This is a genomic window from Catenibacterium sp. AM22-6LB (assembly GCF_003435615.1).
Classification (GTDB): domain Bacteria; phylum Bacillota_I; class Bacilli_A; order Erysipelotrichales; family Coprobacillaceae; genus Catenibacterium; species Catenibacterium mitsuoka_A.
The window spans coordinates 1-24371 of the sequence record NZ_QTUM01000012.1; the positions used below are offsets into that span (position 1 = coordinate 1).

At 32.5% G+C, this 24371-nt stretch carries 23 protein-coding genes, 1 tRNA gene and 1 other annotated feature; of the genes, 9 read left to right on the forward strand and 15 right to left on the reverse strand.

All coding sequences use genetic code 11. The features are described 5' to 3' along the window. Nucleotides 1-134: 134 nt before the first annotated feature. Nucleotides 135-1085, reverse strand: a complete 951-nt coding sequence (locus DW269_RS04245; RefSeq protein ID WP_117458688.1) for a hypothetical protein — start codon at nucleotides 1083-1085, stop codon at nucleotides 135-137. Nucleotides 1086-1433: 348 nt separating this feature from the next. Between DW269_RS04245 and DW269_RS04250 the strand changes: the two genes are divergently transcribed. The 7 genes from DW269_RS04250 to DW269_RS04280 all read left to right on the forward strand — a co-directional run bounded on the left by DW269_RS04250 (nucleotide 1434) and on the right by DW269_RS04280 (nucleotide 10639). Beyond that, nucleotides 1434-1685, forward strand: coding sequence for a hypothetical protein (locus DW269_RS04250; RefSeq protein ID WP_117458689.1), 252 nt, complete (start codon nucleotides 1434-1436; stop codon nucleotides 1683-1685). A 559-nt stretch (nucleotides 1686-2244) separates the two neighbouring features. Continuing rightward, entirely contained in the window at nucleotides 2245-4206 is a 1962-nt protein-coding gene (locus tag DW269_RS04255) for an ATP-binding cassette domain-containing protein (protein ID WP_117458690.1), read from the forward strand. Then, nucleotides 4199-5848, forward strand: coding sequence for an ABC transporter ATP-binding protein (locus DW269_RS04260; RefSeq protein ID WP_117458691.1), 1650 nt, complete (start codon nucleotides 4199-4201; stop codon nucleotides 5846-5848). Before DW269_RS04255 ends, DW269_RS04260 begins: the two co-directional genes overlap by 8 nt. 237 nt (nucleotides 5849-6085) lie before the next feature. Further along, entirely contained in the window at nucleotides 6086-7885 is a 1800-nt protein-coding gene (locus tag DW269_RS04265) for an ATP-binding cassette domain-containing protein (protein ID WP_117458692.1), read from the forward strand. Nucleotide 7886: 1 nt separating this feature from the next. Then, nucleotides 7887-9992, forward strand: a complete 2106-nt coding sequence (locus DW269_RS04270) for an ATP-binding cassette domain-containing protein (RefSeq protein WP_233502418.1) — start codon at nucleotides 7887-7889, stop codon at nucleotides 9990-9992. A 124-nt stretch (nucleotides 9993-10116) separates the two neighbouring features. After that, nucleotides 10117-10515, forward strand: a complete 399-nt coding sequence (locus DW269_RS04275) for a hypothetical protein (protein WP_117458694.1) — start codon at nucleotides 10117-10119, stop codon at nucleotides 10513-10515. Between the two features lie 48 nt (nucleotides 10516-10563). Next, a tRNA-Glu gene (locus tag DW269_RS04280) sits at nucleotides 10564-10639 on the forward strand. A gap of 60 nt (nucleotides 10640-10699) precedes the next feature. On the opposite strand, the gene DW269_RS04285 is transcribed toward DW269_RS04280, so the two are convergent. The 10 genes from DW269_RS04285 to DW269_RS04330 form a co-directional block, all read right to left on the reverse strand. Next, nucleotides 10700-11248, reverse strand: coding sequence for a DJ-1 family glyoxalase III (locus DW269_RS04285; RefSeq protein WP_117458695.1), 549 nt, complete (start codon nucleotides 11246-11248; stop codon nucleotides 10700-10702). A 4-nt stretch (nucleotides 11249-11252) separates the two neighbouring features. Beyond that, complete coding sequence (locus tag DW269_RS04290; RefSeq protein ID WP_117458696.1) at nucleotides 11253-11936, reverse strand: ThiF family adenylyltransferase; 684 nt, start codon at nucleotides 11934-11936, stop codon at nucleotides 11253-11255. Beyond that, nucleotides 11936-12775, reverse strand: coding sequence for an ATP-binding protein (locus DW269_RS04295; protein WP_055233244.1), 840 nt, complete (start codon nucleotides 12773-12775; stop codon nucleotides 11936-11938). Before DW269_RS04295 ends, DW269_RS04290 begins: the two co-directional genes overlap by 1 nt. 118 nt (nucleotides 12776-12893) lie before the next feature. Beyond that, on the reverse strand, nucleotides 12894-13844 hold the full coding sequence (locus DW269_RS04300; protein WP_117458697.1) for an N-acetylmuramoyl-L-alanine amidase: 951 nt from the start codon (nucleotides 13842-13844) through the stop codon (nucleotides 12894-12896). Between the two features lie 71 nt (nucleotides 13845-13915). Continuing rightward, nucleotides 13916-14770 (reverse strand): acetylglutamate kinase, encoded by an 855-nt coding sequence (argB, locus tag DW269_RS04305; RefSeq protein ID WP_006506234.1) that lies wholly within the window; start codon nucleotides 14768-14770, stop codon nucleotides 13916-13918. Then, nucleotides 14770-15984, reverse strand: a complete 1215-nt coding sequence (gene argJ / locus DW269_RS04310; protein WP_117458698.1) for a bifunctional glutamate N-acetyltransferase/amino-acid acetyltransferase ArgJ — start codon at nucleotides 15982-15984, stop codon at nucleotides 14770-14772. Before argJ ends, argB begins: the two co-directional genes overlap by 1 nt. A gap of 10 nt (nucleotides 15985-15994) precedes the next feature. After that, nucleotides 15995-17023, reverse strand: coding sequence for an N-acetyl-gamma-glutamyl-phosphate reductase (argC, locus tag DW269_RS04315; protein ID WP_117458724.1), 1029 nt, complete (start codon nucleotides 17021-17023; stop codon nucleotides 15995-15997). After that, nucleotides 17016-18398 (reverse strand): argininosuccinate lyase, encoded by a 1383-nt coding sequence (gene argH / locus DW269_RS04320; protein ID WP_117458699.1) that lies wholly within the window; start codon nucleotides 18396-18398, stop codon nucleotides 17016-17018. Before argH ends, argC begins: the two co-directional genes overlap by 8 nt. A gap of 11 nt (nucleotides 18399-18409) precedes the next feature. Continuing rightward, a complete protein-coding gene (locus DW269_RS04325) occupies nucleotides 18410-19633 on the reverse strand; it encodes an argininosuccinate synthase (RefSeq protein ID WP_117458700.1) in 1224 nt (407 codons plus the stop codon). Between the two features lie 116 nt (nucleotides 19634-19749). After that, nucleotides 19750-19955, reverse strand: a binding site (T-box leader). Nucleotides 19956-20053: 98 nt separating this feature from the next. After that, complete coding sequence (locus DW269_RS04330; protein WP_117458701.1) at nucleotides 20054-20482, reverse strand: hypothetical protein; 429 nt, start codon at nucleotides 20480-20482, stop codon at nucleotides 20054-20056. Nucleotides 20483-20682: 200 nt separating this feature from the next. On the opposite strand from DW269_RS04330, the gene DW269_RS04335 reads away from it, so the two are divergent. Both DW269_RS04335 and DW269_RS04340 read left to right on the forward strand, forming a co-directional pair. Further along, entirely contained in the window at nucleotides 20683-20988 is a 306-nt protein-coding gene (locus tag DW269_RS04335) for a DUF2089 family protein (RefSeq protein ID WP_117458702.1), read from the forward strand. Beyond that, nucleotides 20981-21373 (forward strand): hypothetical protein, encoded by a 393-nt coding sequence (locus DW269_RS04340; protein ID WP_117458703.1) that lies wholly within the window; start codon nucleotides 20981-20983, stop codon nucleotides 21371-21373. Before DW269_RS04335 ends, DW269_RS04340 begins: the two co-directional genes overlap by 8 nt. 80 nt (nucleotides 21374-21453) lie before the next feature. Here the strand turns inward: DW269_RS04340 and DW269_RS04345 are convergent, their stop codons facing one another. The 4 genes from DW269_RS04345 to feoB form a co-directional block, all read right to left on the reverse strand. Then, nucleotides 21454-21570 carry a rubredoxin-like domain-containing protein gene (locus tag DW269_RS04345; RefSeq protein ID WP_022425517.1) on the reverse strand — a complete coding sequence of 39 codons (117 nt, stop codon included), beginning with the start codon at nucleotides 21568-21570 and terminating at the stop codon, nucleotides 21454-21456. 102 nt (nucleotides 21571-21672) lie between these two features. Next, nucleotides 21673-21864: a FeoB-associated Cys-rich membrane protein gene (locus DW269_RS04350; protein WP_006505524.1), complete on the reverse strand. Its 192-nt coding sequence runs from the start codon at nucleotides 21862-21864 to the stop codon at nucleotides 21673-21675. Between the two features lie 29 nt (nucleotides 21865-21893). Then, nucleotides 21894-22241, reverse strand: coding sequence for a heavy-metal-associated domain-containing protein (locus DW269_RS04355; RefSeq protein ID WP_117458704.1), 348 nt, complete (start codon nucleotides 22239-22241; stop codon nucleotides 21894-21896). A 6-nt stretch (nucleotides 22242-22247) separates the two neighbouring features. Further along, the gene (gene feoB, locus DW269_RS04360; protein WP_117458705.1) at nucleotides 22248-24371 is read right to left on the reverse strand and encodes a ferrous iron transport protein B; all 2124 of its coding nucleotides are present in this window, start codon (nucleotides 24369-24371) and stop codon (nucleotides 22248-22250) included.

Below are 24371 nucleotides of genomic sequence, written 5' to 3' on the forward strand. Positions count from 1 at the left end.
GGTAGAACTTCAGCCTTCCAAGCTGACTACGTGGGTTCGATTCCCATCACCCGCTCCATACGATTAGAAGATAGACTTAGGTCTATTTTTTTATTATCTAAATACCCACAGTTACGAGCTGTGGGTATTTTTATTTATTCTAATAGTTCAAAACTATTAATCAATTCATTTTTAGATTCATACAATAATTCAGTTTTACCTGAATCAATATTATATATATATATTCCTTGATGTTTATCATTGCGCCCAAGAAGAATAATCTGATGAGAAGAACTAAAACAAGTATACTGTGTTACATCCATAATTTCATCAATATTAATTCCTGCTTTTTTCTTATTTGTTTTTGTATCTAATGTATATGTATGATATTGAGGATTCCAGGCTGAAATGGTGTCACTTTCAGTAAATGTAAGATTTCCACTTTCCATCGGAAGCATTCTATAGACTATCTTGCGATTTGTAGTATAGATACGTTTGAGTTGATCATTCTTCAAACGATAAATATGCGCATTAGGTGCAATATACTTACTACCCTTACCCGCATTCGCTTCTTCTAATGCCTGATCTTCTTCTTTTTGATGACTTGCACATAGATATAAATCATGATTGAAAACATCATAGACCATATGATCAAAATCCAAATCATCTTCTGCCTTAATCTTACTGAACTTCTTTGTTTCTATATTATAACGATAAGGCTTGAGTGATCTTTGACCTTTTTCTACGCCTAATACATAGATATTATTCTCTACAGGAATAATTCTGTTAATTGCGGTTAATCCACCAGACAACTTTTTAGATTTCTTTGTATCAAGATCATAAGTATACAGATGATCACCACTATTATCTTCTTCAGCATAATATACAGCATTATTAGATTTAGAATAGACACCAAGTGGATTAGAAGAAGTATACTTTTTAGTCACTTTCTTAGTAGATAATGAATATTCATAGATATTCACTACTACATTCCCCTTCTTATCATATCCACTTGTTGTAATAGATAGATAACGTTCTTTATTTGTTTTACAGCCCGTTATTACAAAAATACAGAGTACCACCAACAATTGAATTAACTTTTTCATAACTATTCTCCTTTCTTTATTCAATTGGAATACCTCTTCATATATATTATATATGTTGGTTTATGACACATACAATCACAAAACGCCTTTTAGATACAGATTCTTATTTAATTTTGTCATAATAATTAGCCTTTCATAAAATAAAGAAAAAGATATCACAATAACTATATACTTGTTAAAAAATCAACTAGAAAGTTACGAAAGACTAAACGCAACTTTGACCTGCTTACAGTGGAATTTAACTTTTCACTTTAAAATTATCAATAATGATATAAGTAAAATATTGACATATTTCAAATAGAATATATAATTCAGTTAGTGGTCACTAATTACGAAAGAGAGGTTGTTATGAATAAAATCAAATCTATACTTTTGCCTAAAAAACCTTTATATTTAATCACAGTGTTGATATGTATATTGTCATATTGTTCTAGATTTTTACCAAGTCGTATAGCACCAAACTTTCTTATTTTTCTTACAATGATGACAGGTTTACCTTTTTATTTAGATAAAGCTGAATCTAAAAAAACTAAGATTGGATGGTTTGTTTTTACTATCATAGCCGTGATTTTTGATGTGTTTATTGTTTATATTCTATAATTAACGATTATAGAAGAAGGTAAATATCATGAAAGATAAATATCTGCCTTACGCAACTACATACTGTTTTATATTATTATTGTTGTATTGTTCAAAATATCTAAATGGTATTACTGGTGGTTTATATATTGTTGTTTGTACTCTTTTGTTTATAATACCTAACCAAATGAGACCACAGTCATCCCAAAAAACGAAGAAACGTTGGACCATTACATATATCATCGTTGCTATTATTGAATTACTTTTTGTATTCATAAGGTATATATAACTGATCATTTTAAAGGGACAGTGAATTTTATAATTCACTGTCCCTTTATGTTTACATTATATATATATATATATTATAATTATGTTAGCGCTGACATTTATGCGGTATTTCAAGTTTATATCATATATATCAAAGAAAGTATCTGGTGGAGATGTGGCATGGAAACATAAATGTCCCTTAGAAAAAATTTAACACTTATGTTACAAAAATCGATACTTATTATTCTAGTGCATATGTAACTGCAACCGTAGGCAACTTTAAAAAATTAGACAATTGGACGGTGAGAACTAAATGATTGAATTAAATAATTTCACATACAAAACTAATAGAATACTCTTAGAAGGAGCCAATTTCATTGCTCCTTCTATTGGTATTATAGGTATTGCAGGTGAGAGTGGCTGTGGAAAAACCACTTTTTTAAAAATTATATCTAAACAGATTCATCTAGACTCTATGGTGAATAATGCCACTTCTATATTCTATGGAAACCAGGATGCATTATTAAAAAAAGACCTTACTATTGCGCAGCAATTTAAATTAATAGAATCTATATATAATAGAAAGCATGATCAAAATGTAATAAGTGAACTATTCAACAATTTAAACATTAAAGCCAGCTTATCACAGAAATATGACTCTTGTTCCTTAGGTGAAAAGAAGAGAATAATGATAGCCTTAAGTGTTTATTCTAATAGTCCTTGTATTATATTAGATGAACCTTTATCTTCTGTAGATTATGAAGATAAACATTCAATCATGAAGTTATTAAAAGAATATAGTCATGATCGTGTTATTATTCTTACTATTCATGATGAAGAATTTGATGAGTATTTGGATATCAAGTATTTAATTGAGAATCTTCAATTTACTCGTATTAAAGATACTGAAATTAATGGTGAACCACTTTCAGTAACACAGAAATTCACCCCTAAAAAGATTGCACATGTAAAAAGTAAGAAAGAAAAGTTCAGTATCCTGTTATATGCTTTGTTGTGCTTAGTTATTATCAATATGACTTTATATTCTGGTATAGAACTATATATGACAAACAAGAATACAGCATCTATGATGGATAACTTGACTAGTAAAATTATCTATACAGGAAAAGAATACATTACAAGAAACGAATTACCTTCTGGTTATAGATTCATGGAATATGACCAAGGATTTTCTATGACTCCTCAAGAAATACAATCTATTCAATCGATCAAAGGAGTTAAAAGCATAACAAGCTATTATCAGTTCCCAGCTCGTAATTATGATACAAGAAATGACGAGGATGATAATTTACTTGCATATATGTCAGTCAAGGGTAGAGAGTATTCTACTGATGATAATGTTGTTGTATCAAGCTATATAAAAGGTCAGTTTGGTGATAAAAACAAAAATTATATAAGCGAAGGTCTTATGAAAACGTTAGAATTAACTGATTCAGATTTTCCTGTAACTATGAAAATGGATATAGGTGTACCCGTATGTTCTACAGAATGTAGTGACACTAGACGATATGGTGATCAAAATGGATTACAGAAAAAATCTTATGATGTAATTACACGACATCCTGTGTATCAGAAGAAAAGAGTATCCATTAAAATCTATGGTGTTATCAAATCAAATGAAGATCAAGATGACTTTACAGGAAATAACGCATTTAAAGTCTATTTAAATAATGACTTTGCGAACTCTATTATAAATAAATATCGTACAACTAATGTTTCAATTAATTTATATGAAGATTTAAATGAGCATATTGTTGATTATGTTCCTGCAACTTATGCTGTCGAATGTAAAAATGCAAGTTATGTAGACCAGGTAAGAAATGGACTCAATAAGATATCTCCAAACATCGTTACTTATATACAAAGTGACGATTATAAACAAACAGCAAAGATGCGTCAAAAGGATTCTAAGAATACTCAGACTATGATTCTCATCTATACTGTTGTTGGTCTTATTGCTTATGTTGTTTTCTTAATCCTCTATAATAAATCAAGAGAATATATAAGATATAGGGAACTTGATTTAAATGAGAAACAGATTCAATCCATTCATATGGTTGATATCCAGTTTATGTCTACATTCCTGTTTATAGCTGTTCTTCTTTCCTTCTGTTTAAGACTATTCACATCGAGTGAGTTTGCGTTAGTAAACAATTCAATCAAGATGATTATAGGTTTAGTAAGTGCTGTTGTGACTACATTAGTCTTCTATATTACAAATAAAATAATGGTAACGAGTACGGATCATGATTAACATCAATCATCTTTCTATCACATTTGATAGAGTGATTTTTGATGATGCAAGCATCACCTTATCTAACAACAGCATTACTACAATCAAAGGAAAAAGTGGTACAGGTAAAACAACCTTATTGAATCAATTAGGACTTGTAGCCCCATTAGCCTGTGATTATTTAATGGAGGGTCATTCTATTGATGACCCTCTTACTACAAGGAAAGAAAAGATTGGTTATGTACATCAAGAAAGTACATTATTCAATAACATGACCATTAGAGAGAATATGGAATTCGCATTCCTACTCTCTGGACAGGAATATAACGAAAGTAGAATGCATGATATTCTATGTTCTATGAAGATAGAACATCTACTCAATCAGACACCTGATCATGTATCAGGAGGAGAAAGACAACGTGCAGCTATCGCCTTTGCATTAATGAAAGACCCTTATCTCCTTCTTTTAGATGAACCAACAGCTTCTCTAGATTCTATTAATTGCAAACTATTAATAGAACTACTGAGTGATTATATCCATACACATCCTGTATGCGTTCTTATCGCAACACATGATAAACGTATTATTGATTATGCAGATAATCTCTATGAGATTCAGAATCATAAAATAGTACCTCTCAAAAAGAGTTCAATAAAAGAACTAGAAACGACTTCTATTACTAGAAAACCACAAGACTATTTATCTTATTACAAGAAACATCTTATACGTTCTTCTAAAATACTATATATACTTTTTGGTTTAATTCTTTCTATGACTATAGGTATATTTGGATATCGTACATACTACTCACATGAAATCAATGCGATACAAGAGAAACTATTAGATGTACGCCTCTATTATGGAAATAACAGTAACTATGCTTATGATTCTATTACTAAGCCCATTAGAATGGATATAAGAAAAGACCTCAATGAAATAGAACATATTCATATCACTCCGTTCTATGAAACAGTGACTGATACTTTAATTGTACAATCTTATACCGGTGATACAATCAAAGCATCTCGTACAATCAAGAATTTAGGTAAAGACATCACCATCAATAATCATACTTTTCATGTTTCATCCTACATAAACAAGAAGAATACTATTTCTTCTCAAGGAGATGATGTACTCTATCTTCCTGAAGCTCTATATAGGAAATACTTTAAAATTGATGATACAAGGATGTTACTTGTGAGTGTGGATGATGCACAATATATATCTAGTATTCTTTCACAAATCAATGATATTGATCCTCACTTAACAGTATATTCTAATGTGAATCTTGATCACCTCACTCAGATTAATTCTAGAATGATGAATAGTTTACTGATGTTAATATGTGCAATATTTATTATCATGTTGATTATTCTTATCTATCATCGTCAAAAGACGATTGATTCCAACAAGGATGAATACTTCTTCCTATATGAGAATGGATTAAGTATTAAAGAGTTAAAATCTCTTGCACGATATGATTATGTTTACTACTACGTATTCTATTTAATCATACTACTAATCATAAGTATCTTTATGAGTTTCATGATGCATATACCTATTATTCTCTATGCATGCTTATTATGGTTCTTCAGTATTCTACTAGAAGAAGTTATTACTACACTATGCATTCATAAGATTGGAAGACTTAAGGGCAGTTAACTGCCCTTTTAATATTTATCTTCCATGCGATATATACCACGGTTAGTTTAACCTAATATTTTCAAGAGATGCTTTTACCAACTTATTTTTACTTATATTGACTTATTGTCCAAGGATTTAAATAAATTCAATGTAAGGGTATACATTTTTTTATAAATTGCTATTATTATATATAGGATTATTAAACACTATGACTTCTAGTTCCACTGGAATTCATATTTAGAAAGGAATAATAATATGATTGAACTCAAAGATGTAACCATCACCTATGATAGAGTCATTCTAGATCATGCAACAATCAGTATTCCTGCTCACTCTGTCACTCTTCTTAGAGGTACAAGTGGTTCAGGAAAAACAGCTCTTCTTTACTGTATTGCCCTCATGGATAATAAAAGCAATTATAAATATTTCTATGATGGAAAACTCATAGAAGGAAAGATGAGAGATGAATATAGAAGAAGCCGTATAAGTTATGTTTTACAAGAAAGCAGTCTTCTTCCTCATCTTGATGTAACAGGTACACTTCAATATTTTGCGCGTATTCATAATAAAGTATTAACGGATAATGATATAGATGAATGCCTTGGTAGAATGCATTTAGATGTATCTCCATCACAGAATGTTATGACGCTTTCTCTTGGTGAGCGACAAAGACTTTCTATTGCTTGTGCCCTTATTAGTCATCCACAGGTTCTTATTCTTGATGAACCGACTGCTTCTCTAGATCATGATAATGAAATACAAATATATGAAATCCTAAAAGAACTGAGTCATGATATGACTATTGTTATGGCATCACATTCTGATTGTGCAATAGAATATGCTGATATTACTTATATGATTGAAGATGGTATGCTTTCATCTTCTGATTTTTTGCTTTCAGAAGATCAAAGCGGTGAAGGGACAGCCCCTTCTATTAATCAAAATTTCTGTATTGAGTATGTTAAAACGTATATGAAACATTATAGATTCATGTATGTTCTTTTATTGATGGTTTTTGTTTTAAGTCTTGTTTCATGTCAGGTTATGACTGGAATTATTCATAATTCTAAAAAGCAGGCAATGCAGATGCTAGTAGGACAATTAGAAAACAAAGCTATTATCACGAAAGATGAACATTCTTATGTAGATCAGGATTATAGTAAACTGATTACATTAAATGATAAGAATGCATATCCTTTATATAAAATGTCTACTGATGTAAATGGTGAAGAAGTTTTTATTGTTCCCTATTTCAAAGAAGATGATTTATCCAAGTATATAGATAGACCTATACAGGATAAACAAAATGGTATCTATATGGATGAATCTACCTTCTATATTCTCAATCAGAAATCCAAGAACAATAAAATAAGCCTTGATATAACCATTAAAGATAGAGAAGGAATGCATCAAACTGAACATAGTTTTGATATGAATGGTGTATTTAAAAATTCTAAAAAAGTCCATTATGTAGTAAAAAGTCAAAGATATATCTATATGCCTTATTCATTAATGAAATCCATTTATGAAAAGAACAGTAAAGATAAACAATATATAGGATACGTAATCTGCTATGATACATACGATGCATTAGAAAAGGCTCTTAAAGGCTATGAAAAGAGTGGTTATACAGTTAATGATTCATTTACAGATAGAGAATCGATGGATAGCTTAAACAACTATTATCAAATGCTGATGTTTACGTTTGCAGGTATTATTATTCTTGTAGCTATGATTATTGATATTGTTCTTGAGTCACATTTATTAATGCAAAGAAAGAGCGAACTTGTTTTATTAAGAATTTCTGGCTTACGAGAAAAAGATTTGATTCATATATCTCTTACCGAAAGCATTATTGGGCTTTGTGCTGTTTTAGTAATTAGTACAATTATATCTATTATCATGTTGCTTTTAACAGGTATATTCTCACTTGTAGCACCTCTTATATCTACTTTTGTATTTATAATTGCACTTCTTTTAGAAAGAGTGATGACACAATCTAGATTTATCAAAAAGATTGATATTGTTACAGAACTAAGAAATGAGGTGGTTTAATATGCTTGAAATTAAACAACTTAATGTGTCTTTTGGAAAAAAGACTCTATTTAAAGATGCTTCATTCTGCGCTGAATGTGGACATTTAACTGTTATCAAAGGAAGAAGCGGATCAGGAAAATCCACATTTCTTAAAGCCTTCCAATTTGCTTATGACTGTATTTATCTTTATGAAGGTGAAAGAATAGATACTCTTGATGAAGAAAATAAACAAAAGTTTATTTATAATCATCTCGCAAATGTTCATCAGATCCCTTTATTTATAGAAGGAATGACTATTGGCAGTCATATTAAACAGCTAGAAAAATTAGGATGTAAAAGAATTCCTGATTATGAAGAACAATTAGGTATAAAGCCCCTTGAAAATAAATACCCTAAAAGTTTATCTGGAGGAGAAAAAACACGTGCTGCTGTTTATTTAGCCTTAATGAGACAGCCTGAAATACTTATCTTAGATGAACCTACTGCTGCGCTTGATGCAGGTTATGCACAGACAATGATTCATATTCTCAAGGAATATGCAGATAAAGGACATTATGTAATTAGTGCATCACATGATAGTAGAATGATTCAAGCAGCTGATACGCTTTATAAAGTGGAGGGTGCATTAATCATAGATAGAGATCTATCCAAAGAGAAGAATCTAATAAAAGCACCTATCCTAAAAGATAAAAACATGGATATTCATTTTTCACATCGTACTTTCAGAACAGTAATGAATATACTTATTGCTTTCACAATGATTATATGTGCTTATAGTTATAATATTTATGGAACATATAGTGCTTCTTATGAAGACAAAATTAATTCTGTTGCTTCTAGAGACCTTGTTGTCTACAAAGAAAAATATAAGAATGATTATTATACATACTATTCTGGAGAAACACCTCTGAGTCAACAGGATTACAATAAGATTAAAAGTGTCAGTCACATAGAACGCCTTACATGGAGATATGATGTTCACTATAGCACCTTCTCAGAATGGACGGATGATATGAATGGTGCAACAGAAAATAACTATGATCAGATATCACTATCTGATGGTCATATGAATGGTAGTTCATCCATCTTTATGCTTCAAACTTATGATAGTAGGGATGATTATACAAACATCACTATTAAACATGCTGATAATAAAGGTGTCTATTTAAGCAACGAAAAAATGGAAGCTTTCTTAGAAGAAAATAACCTTAGACTAGAGGATATTAATATCAAGAAGTTAAAAATAGGATTATGGGTTCCAATACCTGTCTATAATGCTTCTGGTATTTCTCAAATGGGAACATCAACTGATGGTGATGAGTGGATCGATATCAACACACCTTGTGTAAAACTTGTTTATATGACCCTGCCTGTGAGAGGAATTTTAAAACCAGGATCAGCTATAAGTACAAATAGTGTCGGTACAGGAAATCCATATGTTTATATTCCTAGCGACTGTATAGCACCTTATATGGAAACTTTTAAAGCCAAAGAAAGTGTTGTCGTTTATAGTATAGAGGATACTCAGCTCGAAGAAGGTTTTATAACATTTGAAAATGTTCTTCCTGAAAACTATACTATGAATGATGTAAATGATATCATCATGAAAACACCATGGCGTCCAGATGCTTATACATTAAGAGTAGATAGTCTTAAGAATATCAATCAGGTAAAGAATGAATTAGAAAGATTAGGTTTTAAGGTAGAGGGTGCATTTGTAGATAATGATGCAATCAATTCTCTTATCAATAACAACAAGAAAGTACTAATACAATTCATTGCAGTTGTCTTTATATTATTGTATGGTTTCTATTTTTACCTTAAGTATCTCATTTTAAGAGAAGAGAAACAGACAAGAGACTATCTCTATAACATGGGATTAACAACTAAGAGAATAGATCACAGCTTCTATCGCACATACTTGAAAAACGCATTAATATTAGGTACATTTGTATGGATTCTTCTAGAAGTGATTATGATTTTCACAATAAAGATGATGATTATTCCATTAATCATGCCTATCACAATAATTCATATTGCATTATTCTATGCATCCGCATTTGTGATAGAATTCTTTATACCTATATTCATCCAAAAGATGATATCAAAACACCACATCCGTTAAAGACTTCAAATGAAGTCTTTTTTCTTTAACATTTCTTCACTCTACTAGACGGTAGTTACTCCCTGTTAAACTTCTCTTGCAATTTCTTATTAAAGTTCTAATATAAAGACAAGGAGGTATACATATGAAAAAGATACTATTATTACTATGTCTCTTATTATGTGCATGTAGTGCTCAAACTGATATAAAGGACTATACAGTCATTTATAAGAATAAAGAGGTTTATCCTGGTGTGAGTGCATCAAAGATGTCAGATGCTTTATTTGACTCTAATATTCAATATTCAGAAAAGAATGGAAAGATCCAAACAATCACTCTCTTTACTAAGAAGTATAAACTTAAGAATAATATTACTGTTGGAACTGATTATTCTACAGTAAAGCATACTTATTCTTCTCCTACTTCTAACCATTACAATAACGGAAAAGGTACTATAACCTATAAATATAAAGAGAAGAATATACAAATTAAGTTTACTTTTAAAGATAAAAAAATTTCCGCATTTTCATTATCAAAATATTAAAATAACTATTGACGTATTCGTTTCTCCTATGATATACTCAATTCCGCTGGCCGGTTGGAGAAACGGTTAACTCACATGCCTTTCACGCATGCATTCACGGGTTCGAATCCCGTACCGGTCACCATATTAAATATTACGATCCTTCGGGATCGTTTTTTTTGCATAAAAAAAGATAGCACAAAGGCTATCTGTATAAATCATATAACATTCCATGTTTAAGGCTTGATGAATCAATACCTAATACATCTAAAAGCTTATAGGCAAATGCAAATGCTGTGGCTGGTCCTCTACTTGTAATAATATGACCACCTACAACCACTTCTTCTTCAACATATTTACCTGCTTTTAAATAGCTTTCTATTTCTTCTCCTGGATAAGAAGTGACTTTCTTATTAGTGATTACACCTGCTTTACCTAAAGCCATAGGTCCTGCACATATAGCGGCAATATATCTTTCTTCATGATCATATTTCTTAATGAGTGAAATAATACGATCATCATCTCTTAAGGTCCATGCACCTGCTCCTCCAGGAATCACAATCATATCATAATAATCCATGTCTGTAAGTGTCTTATCGGCACGTACAGGAATGTTTCTAGAAGAAATGACAACCTGCTCCTCTTTAATAGAAACAGTGTCTACATCCACTTCTGCACGTCTTAAGATATCTACTACACCTAAGGCTTCTACTTCTTCAAAACCATCTGCCATTAAAACTGCAACTTTAGCCATACTGTTATCCTCCTATCAATGATTGAAACACATATCCTGCAATCATTAACCCTGCACTTGCTGGCACAAATACACTACTACCTGGTGTTCTCTGTCCTGTCTTTGCAGGAATCTCATCTGAATAAGCAACTAAACACTTCTTAATTCTTCTTGCTTTTAATTCTCTTCTCATTACTTTCGCAAGAGGATCAATCTTCGTCTTATATATATCAGTAATCTGTAAGTGAGAAGGATCAAGCTTATTTCCTGTACCCATAGAAGAGATAATAGGTACATTCAATTCTGTACATCTCTTAATCAATTCTATCTTTGCAGTTACTGTATCAATTGCATCAATTACATAATCATATTGAGATAAATCTATTGTATCAGCATTCTCTGGTAAATAAAATGTATCAAACGTATTTATATTTAAATTTGGATTAATATCTAACATACGTTCTTTAATAATATCTACTTTCTTCTTACCAACTGTAGAATGTAACGCAATTATCTGTCTATTGAGATTTGTGATATCCACTGTATCATGATCAAATACATCAATTGTTCCTATACCAGAACGAACGAGTCCTTCAATGACATAGCCACCAACACCACCACAGCCAAATACTGCAACATGTTTAGTTTTCATGATATCAATAGAATCATTACCTGCCACCCATCTTAATCTTGTAAACTGATCATCCATTATTCCTGCTCCTTATAGAAATCTAAGAAACTCTTCTTTGATTCATCCCAGTCAGTATAGGCAATAATTGTTTTAAGATTGACATTCTCTACACTCTTAAAGATATTCTGTTCTACTTTAGGATTGATTTCTCTTAGTTTCTTAATCAACATCTTAGTTTCTGCACGTTTAGACGTATGTTCAATTTCTCCACGCGCTTCAGATTCTTCTGTAAAACGACATGCACACTGTAAGAACTTTAAATTAAACTTCTCAGCCCAGGCAATAATATCTTCTTCATGAATCAAATACATAGGACGGATTAATTCCATACCTTTAAAGTTCTTACTATGAAGCTTAGGCATCATAGTCTGAACCTGAGCCCCATACATCATACCCATTAATATTGTTTCTATGACATCAGAATAATGATGTCCTAACGCAATCTTATTACATCCTAATTCCTGTGCTCTATTATATAAGAATCCTCTACGCATTCTTGCACATAAATAACATGGATTCTTTTCTATTCCATGTACGACATTGAATATATCTGACTCATAGAACTGAATAGGAATACCTAGCTTTTCCGCATTCTCTTCAATCAGTTTTCTATTGGCAGGATTATAGCCTGGATCCATACAGATGAACTCTAAATCAAAATGAAACTTACCATGTCTCTGTAATTCCTGTAATAACTTTGCAAGAAGCATTGAATCCTTTCCCCCTGAAATACATACCGCAATCTTATCACCAGGTTCAATGAGTTCATAATCCTGAATACCCTTAATAAATCTACGCCATAAAGGTTTTCTAAAGTTTGTAATAATACTACGTTCTATCGCTTTAATGTTATCCATCGTTTCACCTCTAGTTCCTACTAAATACATAGGAATATACTCTAAAATTCAAGGTTATCCTCTAAGGATAACCTTATCAAGAAACATTATAAACAGTTAATAGGCATAAATGCAATTATTATCGACCAAAATACGCATCAATACCATTCGCAATACCTTCCGCAATTTTCTGCTGGAAATCACTGTTGTTTAACTTTCTATCTTCATCACCATTAGAAATGAATCCCATCTCAAGTAAGCAGACAGGTGTCTTACACCAGTTGATTCCACTTAAGTCATTGCGTGCAGCCATTCCTCTATTTCTAATACCTGTAGTACTGCAATAGTGATTAAGTACTGTTCTTCCTAAAGATTGTGAAGCAGACACATTACCTGCACTCATATAAGGATTTCCATTAGCTGGTTCCTGTACACTTGCACCAGTGACACCACTATTACCAATACCATCACAATGTAATCTAATAAAAGCACCAGCACCTGCATTATTAGCCATTTCAGCTCTTTCTCTATTAGAAATATTCACATCATTAGTTGTACGAATCATAACAACCTTATACCCTCTAGACTGTAATACATCTCTTAGTTTCAAACTCACATTAAGAGTTGTCTGGTATTCAGGAATACGTGTGGCAGTTCCTGTTGCTCCACCTGCGACCTTAGCCTTTTGTGTTGAAGCACCAGGGCCAATAGGTTCCAATTGTGAATTACCTCTCGCCTGATGTCCTGCATCAATAGCAACCACATTATTATTTATCGCAACAGATGCCTGTTGTCTTTTTACTTCTTCCTGTCTTTTAGCTTCCTCAGCTTTTTTCTGTTCTTCGGCTTTCTTCTGTTCCTCTAGTTTTTTCTGTTCTTCTAGTTTTTTTGCTTCTTCTTCCTGTTTCTTCTGTTCTTCTAGTTTCTTAGCTTCTTCTTCCTTTTTCTTTTGTTCTTCTAATTTCTTAGCTTCCTCTTCCTTTTTCTTTTGTTTCTCTACTACTGCAGTATCTTTCTTTTTTGTCTCTTTTGTAGTACCACATGCCACAAACAATATACTACATAATAATAAGCATAATAATCTTTTCATCGTTTCACCCTTCCTTATCTTTAATAATATACTATTTTAGAGGCAAAAAAAAGATAACAGATGTAACTCTGTTATCTTGTGAATAGTGTACCACTACCATCCTTAGATAATATTTCAATAAGAATAGAATGTGGAATACGACCATCAATAATGACTGCTTTTGACATATTGCCTTTTAATGCATGAGTAATACAATCCACTTTAGGAATCATACCTCCTGCAATAATACCTTCTGCTTTTAAGTTTTCTACATCCTGAATAGATACCTCTGGAATCAATGTCTTTTCATCATGAGGATCTCTTAATAAACCAGGAATATCACTAACTACAATCAAGTTTTCTGCTTCTAGACTATCCGCAATAGCTGCTGCTGCATAATCTGCATTGACATTATAACTATTACCTTCATCATCCATTGCGATAGACGCAATAACTGGAATATAACCACTCTTGATTGCATCCTTAATGATTTCATTGTTTACCTGTGTAACAGTGCCTACATAACCTAATTCGTCTTTAATCTTCTTCGCCTCTAACAACTTATTATCAATACCACAAAGACCTACTGCACGGCCTCCCCCATTCATTATTAGCTTTACAAGATTCTTATTGACTTTACCCGCTAATACTTCCTGTACGATATCAATTGTTTCTTCATCAGTATAACGTAACCCATTAATAAACTTTGATTCTATACCAGAACGTTTTAATGCCTTATTGATTTCAGGGCCCCCACCATGAACCAATACGACATTAATACCAACTAAAGTCATTAGACATATATCAGAAATGACATTGTTCATCAATTCTTCATTGATCATCGCATTTCCACCATATTTTACTACTACTGTCTTACCATTATATTCCTGTAAATAAGGAACAGCTTCAGATAAGATTTTTGCTCGATATATTTCTCTTTCTTCCATTATGTTCTATATTCCCCATTAATCTTTACATAATCATATGTTAGATCGCAACCCCATGCTGTTGCATCCCATATTCCATCATTTAAATCAATATTGATATCAATCTCATCTTCAGATAAGACCTTTAATGCTTTCTCTTCATCAAAGATAACCCCCATGCCCTTCTCACAAACATGAATATCTCCTGCAGATGAAGCCAATGTCACGGATACTTTGTTGATGTCTAAATCAGCTTCAGAATAACCTATAGCACATAAGATACGACCCCAATTCGCATCTCTACCAAACATGGCTGCTTTAAATAAAGTAGATGTGATAACACTCTTGGCAACAATCTTAGCATCCTGTAATGTCTTCGCATTCTTGACATTACATGTAAGAAGCTTAGTTGCTCCTTCACCATCTTTCGCAATACCACGAGATAATTGTTCACAGATATGGTATAACGCATCCTTCATAATATTATAAGACTGATCCTTTAAGACAATCTTATTATTCTGTGCCATACCATTTGATAATACACATAACATATCATTAGTAGATGTATCCCCATCAACACTAACCATATTAAATGTATCATCGACAACTTCATGTACCATTGCTTCTAGACATTCTTTAGAGATGGCTACATCACTGGTTACAAAAGCAAGCATTGTTGCCATATTTGGATGAATCATACCAGAGCCCTTTGCGATAGCCCCAATATGACATTTCGCATTACCTAGTTTAAATTCTACTGCATATTCTTTAGGCTGTGTGTCAGTTGTCATGATTCCATAGCATGCATCATGAGACCCATCTACATTTAATCCCTTTACAAGTTCTTTCATATGATCTTTAAAAGGATCAATAGACATAGGCTGACCAATAACACCTGTAGAAGCGACAATAATATCATCTTCCTTTAAACCTAATTCTTTTGCAGCTAAAGCACATACTTCATTTGCAAGCTCAATACCATTCGCATTACATGTATTCGCATTACCTGAATTGCAGATAATTGCTCTTGCACGACCATTCTTTAAATGCTGCTTTGTAACTGTCAAAGGAGCACCTTTTACTTTATTTTGTGTATATGTTGCAGCTGCTGTACATAACTCTTCACTCACAATAAGAGATAAATCCTTCTTAGATTTATTCTTTCTCATTCCTGCATGAATACCATTTGCGCTAAATCCTATTGGTGCACAAACACCACCAAGTATATCTTTCATGATTTCCTCCTTAGAATGATGGAGCGACAAGATTTAAACCTGTATTCTCATCGAGTCCATACATAATATTCATATTCTGTACTGCCTGACCAGCAGAACCCTTCACCATATTATCAATTGTAGACACTACAATTAATGTATGATCACGTTCATCCATATGTAATGAAATATCACAATAGTTAGATGCTTTCACAAACTTTAAGTCTGCGACCTGTCCAAGAGGTAATACTCTCACAAACTGTTCATTCTTATAAGCCTCTACATATGTTTCATAGATTTCTTCTAAAGACTTATCTACAGGAACATAAATAGTAGAAACAATACCACGATCTACAGGAAGTAAATGAGGGACAAATGTGATATGTACATCTTTTTCATTCATCTTACTTAATTCCTGTTCAATTTCTGGTGTATGTCTATGTACACCTACTTTATAAGGATGGAACGATTCATTACATCTTGGAAAATGCATACCATCACTTAAGTTCTTACCCGCACCTGTTGTACCTGATGCTGAATCAATAATGATCTTCTGTGATACATTAAGCTTATTCTTTAATAATGGATAAAGACCTAATGTAATAGTTGTAGGATAACAACCAGGATTTCCAATAATAGTGGCATCCTTGATCTTATCTCTATTGACTTCAGGTAAACCATAGACCTGATTCTTATGAAGTTCTGGTAAGTTATAATCTAAACCATACCATTTCTGATAATCTTCTTCTTTATCAAGTCTGAAGTCAGCCCCTAAATCAATAAACTTTTTACCCTTTTCTACACATGTCTTCGCATACTTTTCAGATAAGCCATGAGGAAGAGATGCAAAAATAATATCTGCTTTCTCAATGACTTCTGTATCTTCAATAAACTCTAAATCACATACCTGATAGAAGTTAGGATAAAGATCATAAATCTTTTTACCAGTATAGCTATGTGAAGAAATAGCTGTTACTTCTGCTTCAGGATGCATTAATAAGATTCTTAATAGTTCACATCCTGCATAACCACTTGCACCAATAATACCTGCTTTAATCACAATATCCACTCACTTTCTGATTGATTCTATGAATATTCTCCATCTCAATTTTAGGAGAAGGTCCACCAACAACTGCTCTGTTGTTAAGACATGTTTCTAATGAAATAGCCTGATAAACATCTTCACCAAACATATCTGTATAACCTGTATAAACATCTAGAGGAAGTGTTTCTAATGTTTCTCCATGTTCAATACAATATCTTACAAGTTCCCCAGTAATCTTATAAGCATCTCTAAATGGCATACCTTTCTTAGTCAAATAATCTGCACAATCTGTCGCATTAATAAATCCTCTTGCAGCAGCATCTCTCATCTTATCTTTATGAACAGTAATAGTTGCCATCATATCTGTAAAGACTGGAAGACAAAGCTTGACTTCATCAATTGCATCAAATAAAGCTTCTTTATCTTCCTGCATGTCTTTATTGTAAGCAAGAGGGAGTCCCTTCATCATTGTAAGTAATGTATTCACATCACCAATGACTCTTGCACTCTTACCTCTTACTAATTCTGCAATATCTGGATTCTTCTTCTGAGGCATAATAGAAGAACCTGTTGCATACGCATCATCAAGATCAATGAATTTGAATTCCCATGAACACCATAGAATCACTTCTTCTGAGAATCTTGATAAATGCATCATGATTGTGGCTAAGGCACTTGATAACTCAATCGCATAATCACGATCACTGACACCATCTAAAGAGTTATACATAATATCATACATACCTAATTCTTCTGCCACAAATAGTCTATCTAATGGATAAGTTGTTGTTGCAAGTGCACCACTTCCTAGAGGTGATACATAAAGTCTCTTATCAACATCTTCTAAACGATCAATATCTCTTAAAAACATTGATGCATAAGCCATTAAATGATGGGCAAAAGTAATAGGCTGTGCTCTTTGTAAGTGTGTGTATCCTGGCATGATTGTATCAAGGTTATGTTCAGCTAAATCTGTTAATGTATGAATCAGGTTCACTAACATTTTCTTGATTTCTAGAATTTCATCATGTGCATATAAACGAAGATCTAATGCAACCTGATCATTTCTAGAACGTCCTGTATGTAGTTTTTTACCAGCCACTGGATAACGTTTTGTGAGTTCACTTTCCACAAACATATGAATATCTTCAGCTTCAGGATCAAAGAGGAGTGTACCCTCTTCAATCTCTTTTAAAATTGCATTTAAACCTTCTACAATCTCTTCATAATCTTTCTCTTCAATAATACTCTGTTTACATAACATCTTTGCATGAGCAAGAGATCCTCTGATATCCTGTTTATACATACGATGATCGAATGAAAGAGATGAATTGAATGCATTCACTTCATGATTTAATTCTTTAGAAAATCTACCTTTCCACAATACCATATCTTAAACTCCTATTTCTTTTTCTTCTGATCTAACTTAGCTTTTACCTTGATTGGTAAACCATATAATGTGATGAATCCTTTGGCATCATACTGATCATAATCATCATCTTCATCAAATGATGCTGTCTGTAAATCATGTAATGTATCTGGAGATGTAACACCAGCACCTACGATATTACCCTTATATAATTTAAGTTTAACATCACCATTTACGTTTTCCTGAGTCTTATCTACGAATGCAAGTAATGCTTCAGTAAGAGGTGTATACCACTGGCCGTTATAGATATTATCAGCAAGTTTTAAGCTTACCTGCTGTTTGAAATGCTGTGTTTCTTTATCTACAGTAATTTCTTCTAGGTTCTGATGTGCTGCATATAAAATAGTTCCACCAGGTGTTTCATATACGCCTCTTGACTTCATACCAACAAGTCTGTTTTCAACCATATCTGCGATACCAACACCGTTCGCACCACCGATTTCATTTAACTTAGCTAACATTTCTACTGGTTCAAGCTTTTCACCATTTAATGCGACAGCTTTACCCTTTTCAAAAGTTAAAGTGATATATGTTGGAACATCTGGTGCCTTTTCTGGTGAAACACCCATTTCTAGGATTTCATCATACTTAGGTTCATTAGCTGGATCTTCAAGATCTAAACCTTCATGAGATAAATGCCATAAGTTCTTATCTTTAGAGTAGTTTGTTTCTCTGTTGATCTTTAGAGGAATCTTTCTTGCTTCCGCATATTCGATTTCTTCTTCTCTTGATTTAATATCCCATTCTCTCCAAGGAGCGATAATAGGCATATCTGGTGCGAATGCTTTAATAGCTAATTCAAATCTTACCTGGTCATTACCTTTACCAGTACATCCATGACAGATTGCATCTGCACCTTCTTCTAAAGCGATATCTACTAACTTCTTCGCAATAATTGGTCTTGCAAGAGAAGTACCTAACATATATTTACCTTCATATAATGCATTAGCTTTAACTGCTTCAAAACAGAAATCCTTAACGAATTCAGGTTTACAATCTACACAAATATATTTAGAAGCACCTGTCTTTGCAGCCTTTTCATCAAGACCATCAAGTTCTCCAGCACCCTGTCCCACATCAGCAGCAACTGCAATAACTTCACAGCCATAATTTTCCTTTAACCAAGAAATAATAATTGAAGTATCTAATCCTCCACTATAAGCTAATACAACTTTCTTAAATGTTTTCTTTTCCATAATTTTCTTCTCCTTTAAATGTTTGATGTTTTATTTTAATGCCCCACTACTTAACTAGATCGTCGTTCCTTCATATCAAACACCCCTTTAATAAACAAAAAACGCCTCTGGATTAATCCAGAGACGTATATAAACGCGGTACCACTCTAGTTGCTTGTATCATACAAACCACCTCTTCATTAACGCAGATTCACGTTCTGTTATACTCAATTCCAACAGACTCTCCCGAGTGCGTTTCTCTTATATCTTCCTGATGACCTTCCACTCTATGTCATCTCGCTGTAGGTGATTGTAAGATACTCTTCTCGTTCATCGATTTGTTTATTTAACTTGGGTCTATAATACAATCACTTTTTTACTTTGTCAATAATTTTTCTTTAAATATAAACAAAATTATTTATTTTCTGTTTTTCGTAAATTTTAGCTCTTATTTATGATTTTTTTCATTTTCGCAATATATACAGGGCTACCATCATATTGATCATAGCTAGCAATATAAACAGCTTCTTCACCTAAGTAAACCGCAATACCTAACTGTTTTTCACCTTCATAAAGGTTGTATTTGATGAGTGCTTCAGGAACTTTTTCTTTCTCATCTTTTGATAGTTCAACCTTCTTATACTGGATATTCTGATACTTTAAATCACTTTCAAATGTACATGCATCTTTATTGATTTCATAAACAAGATACGCATTATAAGCATCCTTCTTCTTTATGTAATCCTTCTTATTCGCATATACGATTTTCTCTTGTTTGTACTGTCCATAGCAGTCTTTGAGTGACATAGGTTCTGCAGGTGCGCAGGCACATAACATCATTGTCACTAATAAAATTAATATTTTCTTCATATTCACCTCTCCATTCCACACTACTATATCATATCAAACTACTAAATAAATCAAACCTAATCAAAATACACAACTCTTACATAATGATTAAAAAACTAGGAGTATTTTTAATATTGTTAAATATACACTTTAATAATATTAAAATATTTATCTTTTATTTAAAATTTAAATATGTTATATTACAAAAAGAGGTGATAAATATGGATACTGTTCCTATGTGGATGAAAAATTTGGATGATGAAGATATGATTTTTATCAAAAGATTTCTACTCGCTTCAGGTTCTTTAAAAGAAGTTGCTAAGTTGTATGGTGTTACTTATCCAACAGTAAGAGTCAGGTTAAATAAATTGATTGATAAGATCAAGTTAGCTGAAGATAAAACAGATAACGATGAATTTGTAGAGTTGATCAAAAGATATGTCATCGATGAAGATATAGAATTTGATGTTGCTAAAAATTTAATTACAGAATATAAGAAAATAAAGGAGAAATCAAAAAATGGTTAGAACTATTATTGGTGTGATTATTTTAATCGCAATTATAAGACTACAAATATTTTTATCAAAAAAGGATAATAGGTTACTTGGTTTGATTATCCCAATCGTTATTTTTGCGAGTTCACTCATATTCTCATTTGGATTCATACCAACCCATAATAAAATTGAAACGACTCAATCTGTGATGACAGAAAGAGGTAAAGTGGTAGAAAGTTCTTCAGACAAAACATCTACCGCATTAAGAGACCACTCTCTTACAACAACAAGCATTGTATATACTATTGTGTCTATCAATGCTGGAAACTTTGTAATGCTAGGTATTTACTTCTATTGCAGACATAAAAAAAGTACACATGCTGAATTGAAGCGTATGAGAGCAAAAGAACTCTTTTAAATTATTAAAGGCTGTAACGAATAGATAGTATTGACTACTACCTTAAGCGTTACAGCCTCTCTTATTTAGAAGAATGAATACTATTCTTCTACTTTTTCAAATTCTTCTGGTCCTACACCACATAGTGGACATACATAATCTTCAGGTAATTCATCACCTTCATACACATATCCACATACTTTACATACCCATTTCATATCAGAATTCCTCCTTTAGTATATAGTAATTATTACTACTTATACTATAGTCCTTTTGAGATATAATTCAATAAATATGCTCAAACTAAAAAAAGAAGAACACTAAGCGTGTCCTTCTTTACGCATCTCTTCACGATACATTTTATAGAGATCAGCATGACATAGATCATTTGTGCCACATGTATTACAATTATGGCCACATACACCTATGCCTTTTTTCTTATTTTTATATATAGTTCTAAGGACAAGACAAATCCAGATAACTAATAAAATACTTACTATAATTGTACCCATACTATCTCCTCCTTGCTTCTATTATACAATTATCTTGGCGTATAACCAAGTTTGATGATCATCTGTTTATATGTTTCTAGATCAGGTTGATTCATAGAAAGAATAGTGATTTCTTTCTTATTCATGTCTACTGATGCAAGATATTCTTTATGTTGATTAAACGCGTTTTCTATTGTTGCTGCACAGTTCTTGCAGAACATATCGTCAATATGAAGAATAGTACGATAGGGATAAAGATTTTTATCCTTATCCCCCGTACCTATTTTCTTTATTTGATCGTGTTCACCACAACATCCTGACTGTAATGTCTTCTTGTAGTGAAGAACACCTATAATGAGCAACACAACAACAATAGCCACAACTATGATGTTACCCATAATTGATTAAGCTCTCTGTGTCTTTAATTCTGGTTTAGGTGCTGGTCTTACAATGAAGTAGATCATTACTAGAATACATACGATTGATAGAATCTGACCTAATCCGAATGTTGCACCATAGAATAACCATGAACCTAACTGATAAGTGATCATAGCTAATACATAACCTAATACCATCTGGTATAATACTGCGAACCATCCCCAGAACTTAGAACCCATTTCTCTCATGATTGTACCAATAGCGGCAAAGCATGGTGGATCGAATAAGTTCAAGATCATGAATGAGAAACCACCCATTGCAGAGAATGTATTCACCATAGCATGAATTGCCTTAGCACCTGAATCTGCATCACCCATATGATTTAAGATAGAGATAGTAGAAACAGCCTGTTCCTTAGCAGCTAATGCTGAAATAACAGCTACTGAACCTTTCCAGTTTTCAATACCTACTGGTGCGAATAATGTTGCAAATACATGACCAATAGATGCTAACATTGAGTTTTCAATATCAACCATCTGGAATGAGAAGTTAAATGTAGATAATAACCATACCACAATACAAATACTAAAGATAATAGTACCTGCTTTAATCATGAATGCTTTTGCACGTTCCCAAACATGGATGAATACACCTCTTAATGTAGGAATATGGTATGCTGGTAATTCCATTACGAATGGTGCTGGATCACCTGCAAAGAAACGAGTCTTCTTTAATGCGATACCTGATAAGATAATAACTAAAATACTTAAGAAATACATTGCTGGCGCAATCCAAGTGTTACCTGGGAAGAATGCTGAACTGATCATACCAATAATAACAGTCTTCGCACCACAAGGAATAAATGTACATAATAGAATAGTCATTCTTCTATCTGCTTCATTTTCAATAGTACGTGTACCCATAACGGCTGGAACACCACATCCAGTACCAATTAAGATAGGGATGAATGATTTACCAGATAAACCGAATTTACGTAATAATCTATCCATAATGAATGCAATTCTTGCCATATATCCTGAATCTTCAAGAATAGCTAAGAATAAGAAAATAAGTGCCATCTGTGGTACGAAACCTAATACTGAACCTACACCACCAATAATACCATCTTTGATTAAGCTGATTAATGGAGCTGCACAACCAATTGATTTAAGGAAAGTTTCTACTGCAGGTGGAATGATTTCAGTAAATAATACATCATTCACCCAGTCAGTCATCCAACTACCTACTGTAGATACTGAAATGTAATAAACAAGCCACATAATTAATACAAAGATTGGTAAAGCCAAGAATCTGTTAGTCACAATCTTATCAATCTTATCTGATGTAGATAATGTCTGATGTGGATTCTTCTTTGTAAGAACCTTATTAATAGAATTCTTAATAAAAGTATATCTCTGGTTTGTGATAATAGATTCTGAATCATCATCCATTTCTTTTTCACAATCCGCAATATGACCTTCGATTTCATTTAATACTGCCTGATCTAATTTAAGTTCAGCCAATACCTTTTCATCTCTTTCAAATACCTTAACTGCAAACCATCTTAACTTAGATGCATCTACTTTATTTTCAATTGATTCTTCAATATGTGCTAAAGCATGTTCTACAGAACCTTCGAATACATGAGGATGTTCAGATACCTTATGGTTATGTGCAAGTTTAATTGCTTCTTCAGCAACTTCCTGAGTCCCTTTATCCTTTAATGCTGATAAAGTCACTGCTTTACAACCAATTAACTGACCTAACTGATCTAAGTCAATCTTATCACCCTTCTTTTCGATGATATCATACATATTGACAGCTAAAACCATTGGAATACCTAATTCAGCTAACTGAGTAGTTAAGTATAAGTTTCTTTCTAAGTTTGTACCATCAATAATATTAATGATTGCATCAGGTGTTTCATTAATTAAATATCTTCTTGTAACAACTTCTTCTAGTGTATAAGGAGATAATGAATAAATACCAGGTAAATCCTGGATAGTCACATCCTTATGACCTTTTAGTTTCCCATCTTTCTTTTCAACCGTAACCCCTGGCCAGTTACCAACATACTGAGTACTTCCTGTCAAAGCGTTAAATAATGTTGTTTTACCGGAGTTAGGGTTACCCGCTAACGCTATCTTCAT

What these genes read in the sequence shown, in the direction of transcription:
- DW269_RS04285 (WP_117458695.1), bottom strand. Translation starts at nt 11,248, where the DNA reads ATGGCTAAAGTTGCAGTTTTAATGGCAGATGGTTTTGAAGAAGTAGAA.
- DW269_RS04350 (WP_006505524.1), bottom strand. Translation starts at nt 21,864, where the DNA reads ATGGGTACAATTATAGTAAGTATTTTATTAGTTATCTGGATTTGTCTT.
- DW269_RS04295 (WP_055233244.1), bottom strand. Translation starts at nt 12,775, where the DNA reads ATGGATAACATTAAAGCGATAGAACGTAGTATTATTACAAACTTTAGA.
- DW269_RS04325 (WP_117458700.1), bottom strand. Translation starts at nt 19,633, where the DNA reads ATGGAAAAGAAAACATTTAAGAAAGTTGTATTAGCTTATAGTGGAGGA.
- DW269_RS04265 (WP_117458692.1), top strand. Translation starts at nt 6,086, where the DNA reads ATGATTGAACTCAAAGATGTAACCATCACCTATGATAGAGTCATTCTA.
- argH (WP_117458699.1), bottom strand. Translation starts at nt 18,398, where the DNA reads ATGGTATTGTGGAAAGGTAGATTTTCTAAAGAATTAAATCATGAAGTG.
- DW269_RS04245 (WP_117458688.1), bottom strand. Translation starts at nt 1,085, where the DNA reads ATGAAAAAGTTAATTCAATTGTTGGTGGTACTCTGTATTTTTGTAATA.
- DW269_RS04275 (WP_117458694.1), top strand. Translation starts at nt 10,117, where the DNA reads ATGAAAAAGATACTATTATTACTATGTCTCTTATTATGTGCATGTAGT.
- DW269_RS04340 (WP_117458703.1), top strand. Translation starts at nt 20,981, where the DNA reads ATGGTTAGAACTATTATTGGTGTGATTATTTTAATCGCAATTATAAGA.
- argJ (WP_117458698.1), bottom strand. Translation starts at nt 15,984, where the DNA reads ATGAAAGATATACTTGGTGGTGTTTGTGCACCAATAGGATTTAGCGCA.
- DW269_RS04255 (WP_117458690.1), top strand. Translation starts at nt 2,245, where the DNA reads ATGATTGAATTAAATAATTTCACATACAAAACTAATAGAATACTCTTA.
- DW269_RS04260 (WP_117458691.1), top strand. Translation starts at nt 4,199, where the DNA reads ATGATTAACATCAATCATCTTTCTATCACATTTGATAGAGTGATTTTT.
- feoB (WP_117458705.1), bottom strand. Translation starts at nt 24,371, where the DNA reads ATGAAGATAGCGTTAGCGGGTAACCCTAACTCCGGTAAAACAACATTA.
- argB (WP_006506234.1), bottom strand. Translation starts at nt 14,770, where the DNA reads ATGGAAGAAAGAGAAATATATCGAGCAAAAATCTTATCTGAAGCTGTT.
- DW269_RS04335 (WP_117458702.1), top strand. Translation starts at nt 20,683, where the DNA reads ATGGATACTGTTCCTATGTGGATGAAAAATTTGGATGATGAAGATATG.
- DW269_RS04300 (WP_117458697.1), bottom strand. Translation starts at nt 13,844, where the DNA reads ATGAAAAGATTATTATGCTTATTATTATGTAGTATATTGTTTGTGGCA.
- DW269_RS04345 (WP_022425517.1), bottom strand. Translation starts at nt 21,570, where the DNA reads ATGAAATGGGTATGTAAAGTATGTGGATATGTGTATGAAGGTGATGAA.
- DW269_RS04270 (WP_233502418.1), top strand. Translation starts at nt 7,887, where the DNA reads ATGCTTGAAATTAAACAACTTAATGTGTCTTTTGGAAAAAAGACTCTA.
- DW269_RS04250 (WP_117458689.1), top strand. Translation starts at nt 1,434, where the DNA reads ATGAATAAAATCAAATCTATACTTTTGCCTAAAAAACCTTTATATTTA.
- DW269_RS04330 (WP_117458701.1), bottom strand. Translation starts at nt 20,482, where the DNA reads ATGAAGAAAATATTAATTTTATTAGTGACAATGATGTTATGTGCCTGC.
- DW269_RS04355 (WP_117458704.1), bottom strand. Translation starts at nt 22,241, where the DNA reads ATGGGTAACATCATAGTTGTGGCTATTGTTGTTGTGTTGCTCATTATA.
- DW269_RS04290 (WP_117458696.1), bottom strand. Translation starts at nt 11,936, where the DNA reads ATGGATGATCAGTTTACAAGATTAAGATGGGTGGCAGGTAATGATTCT.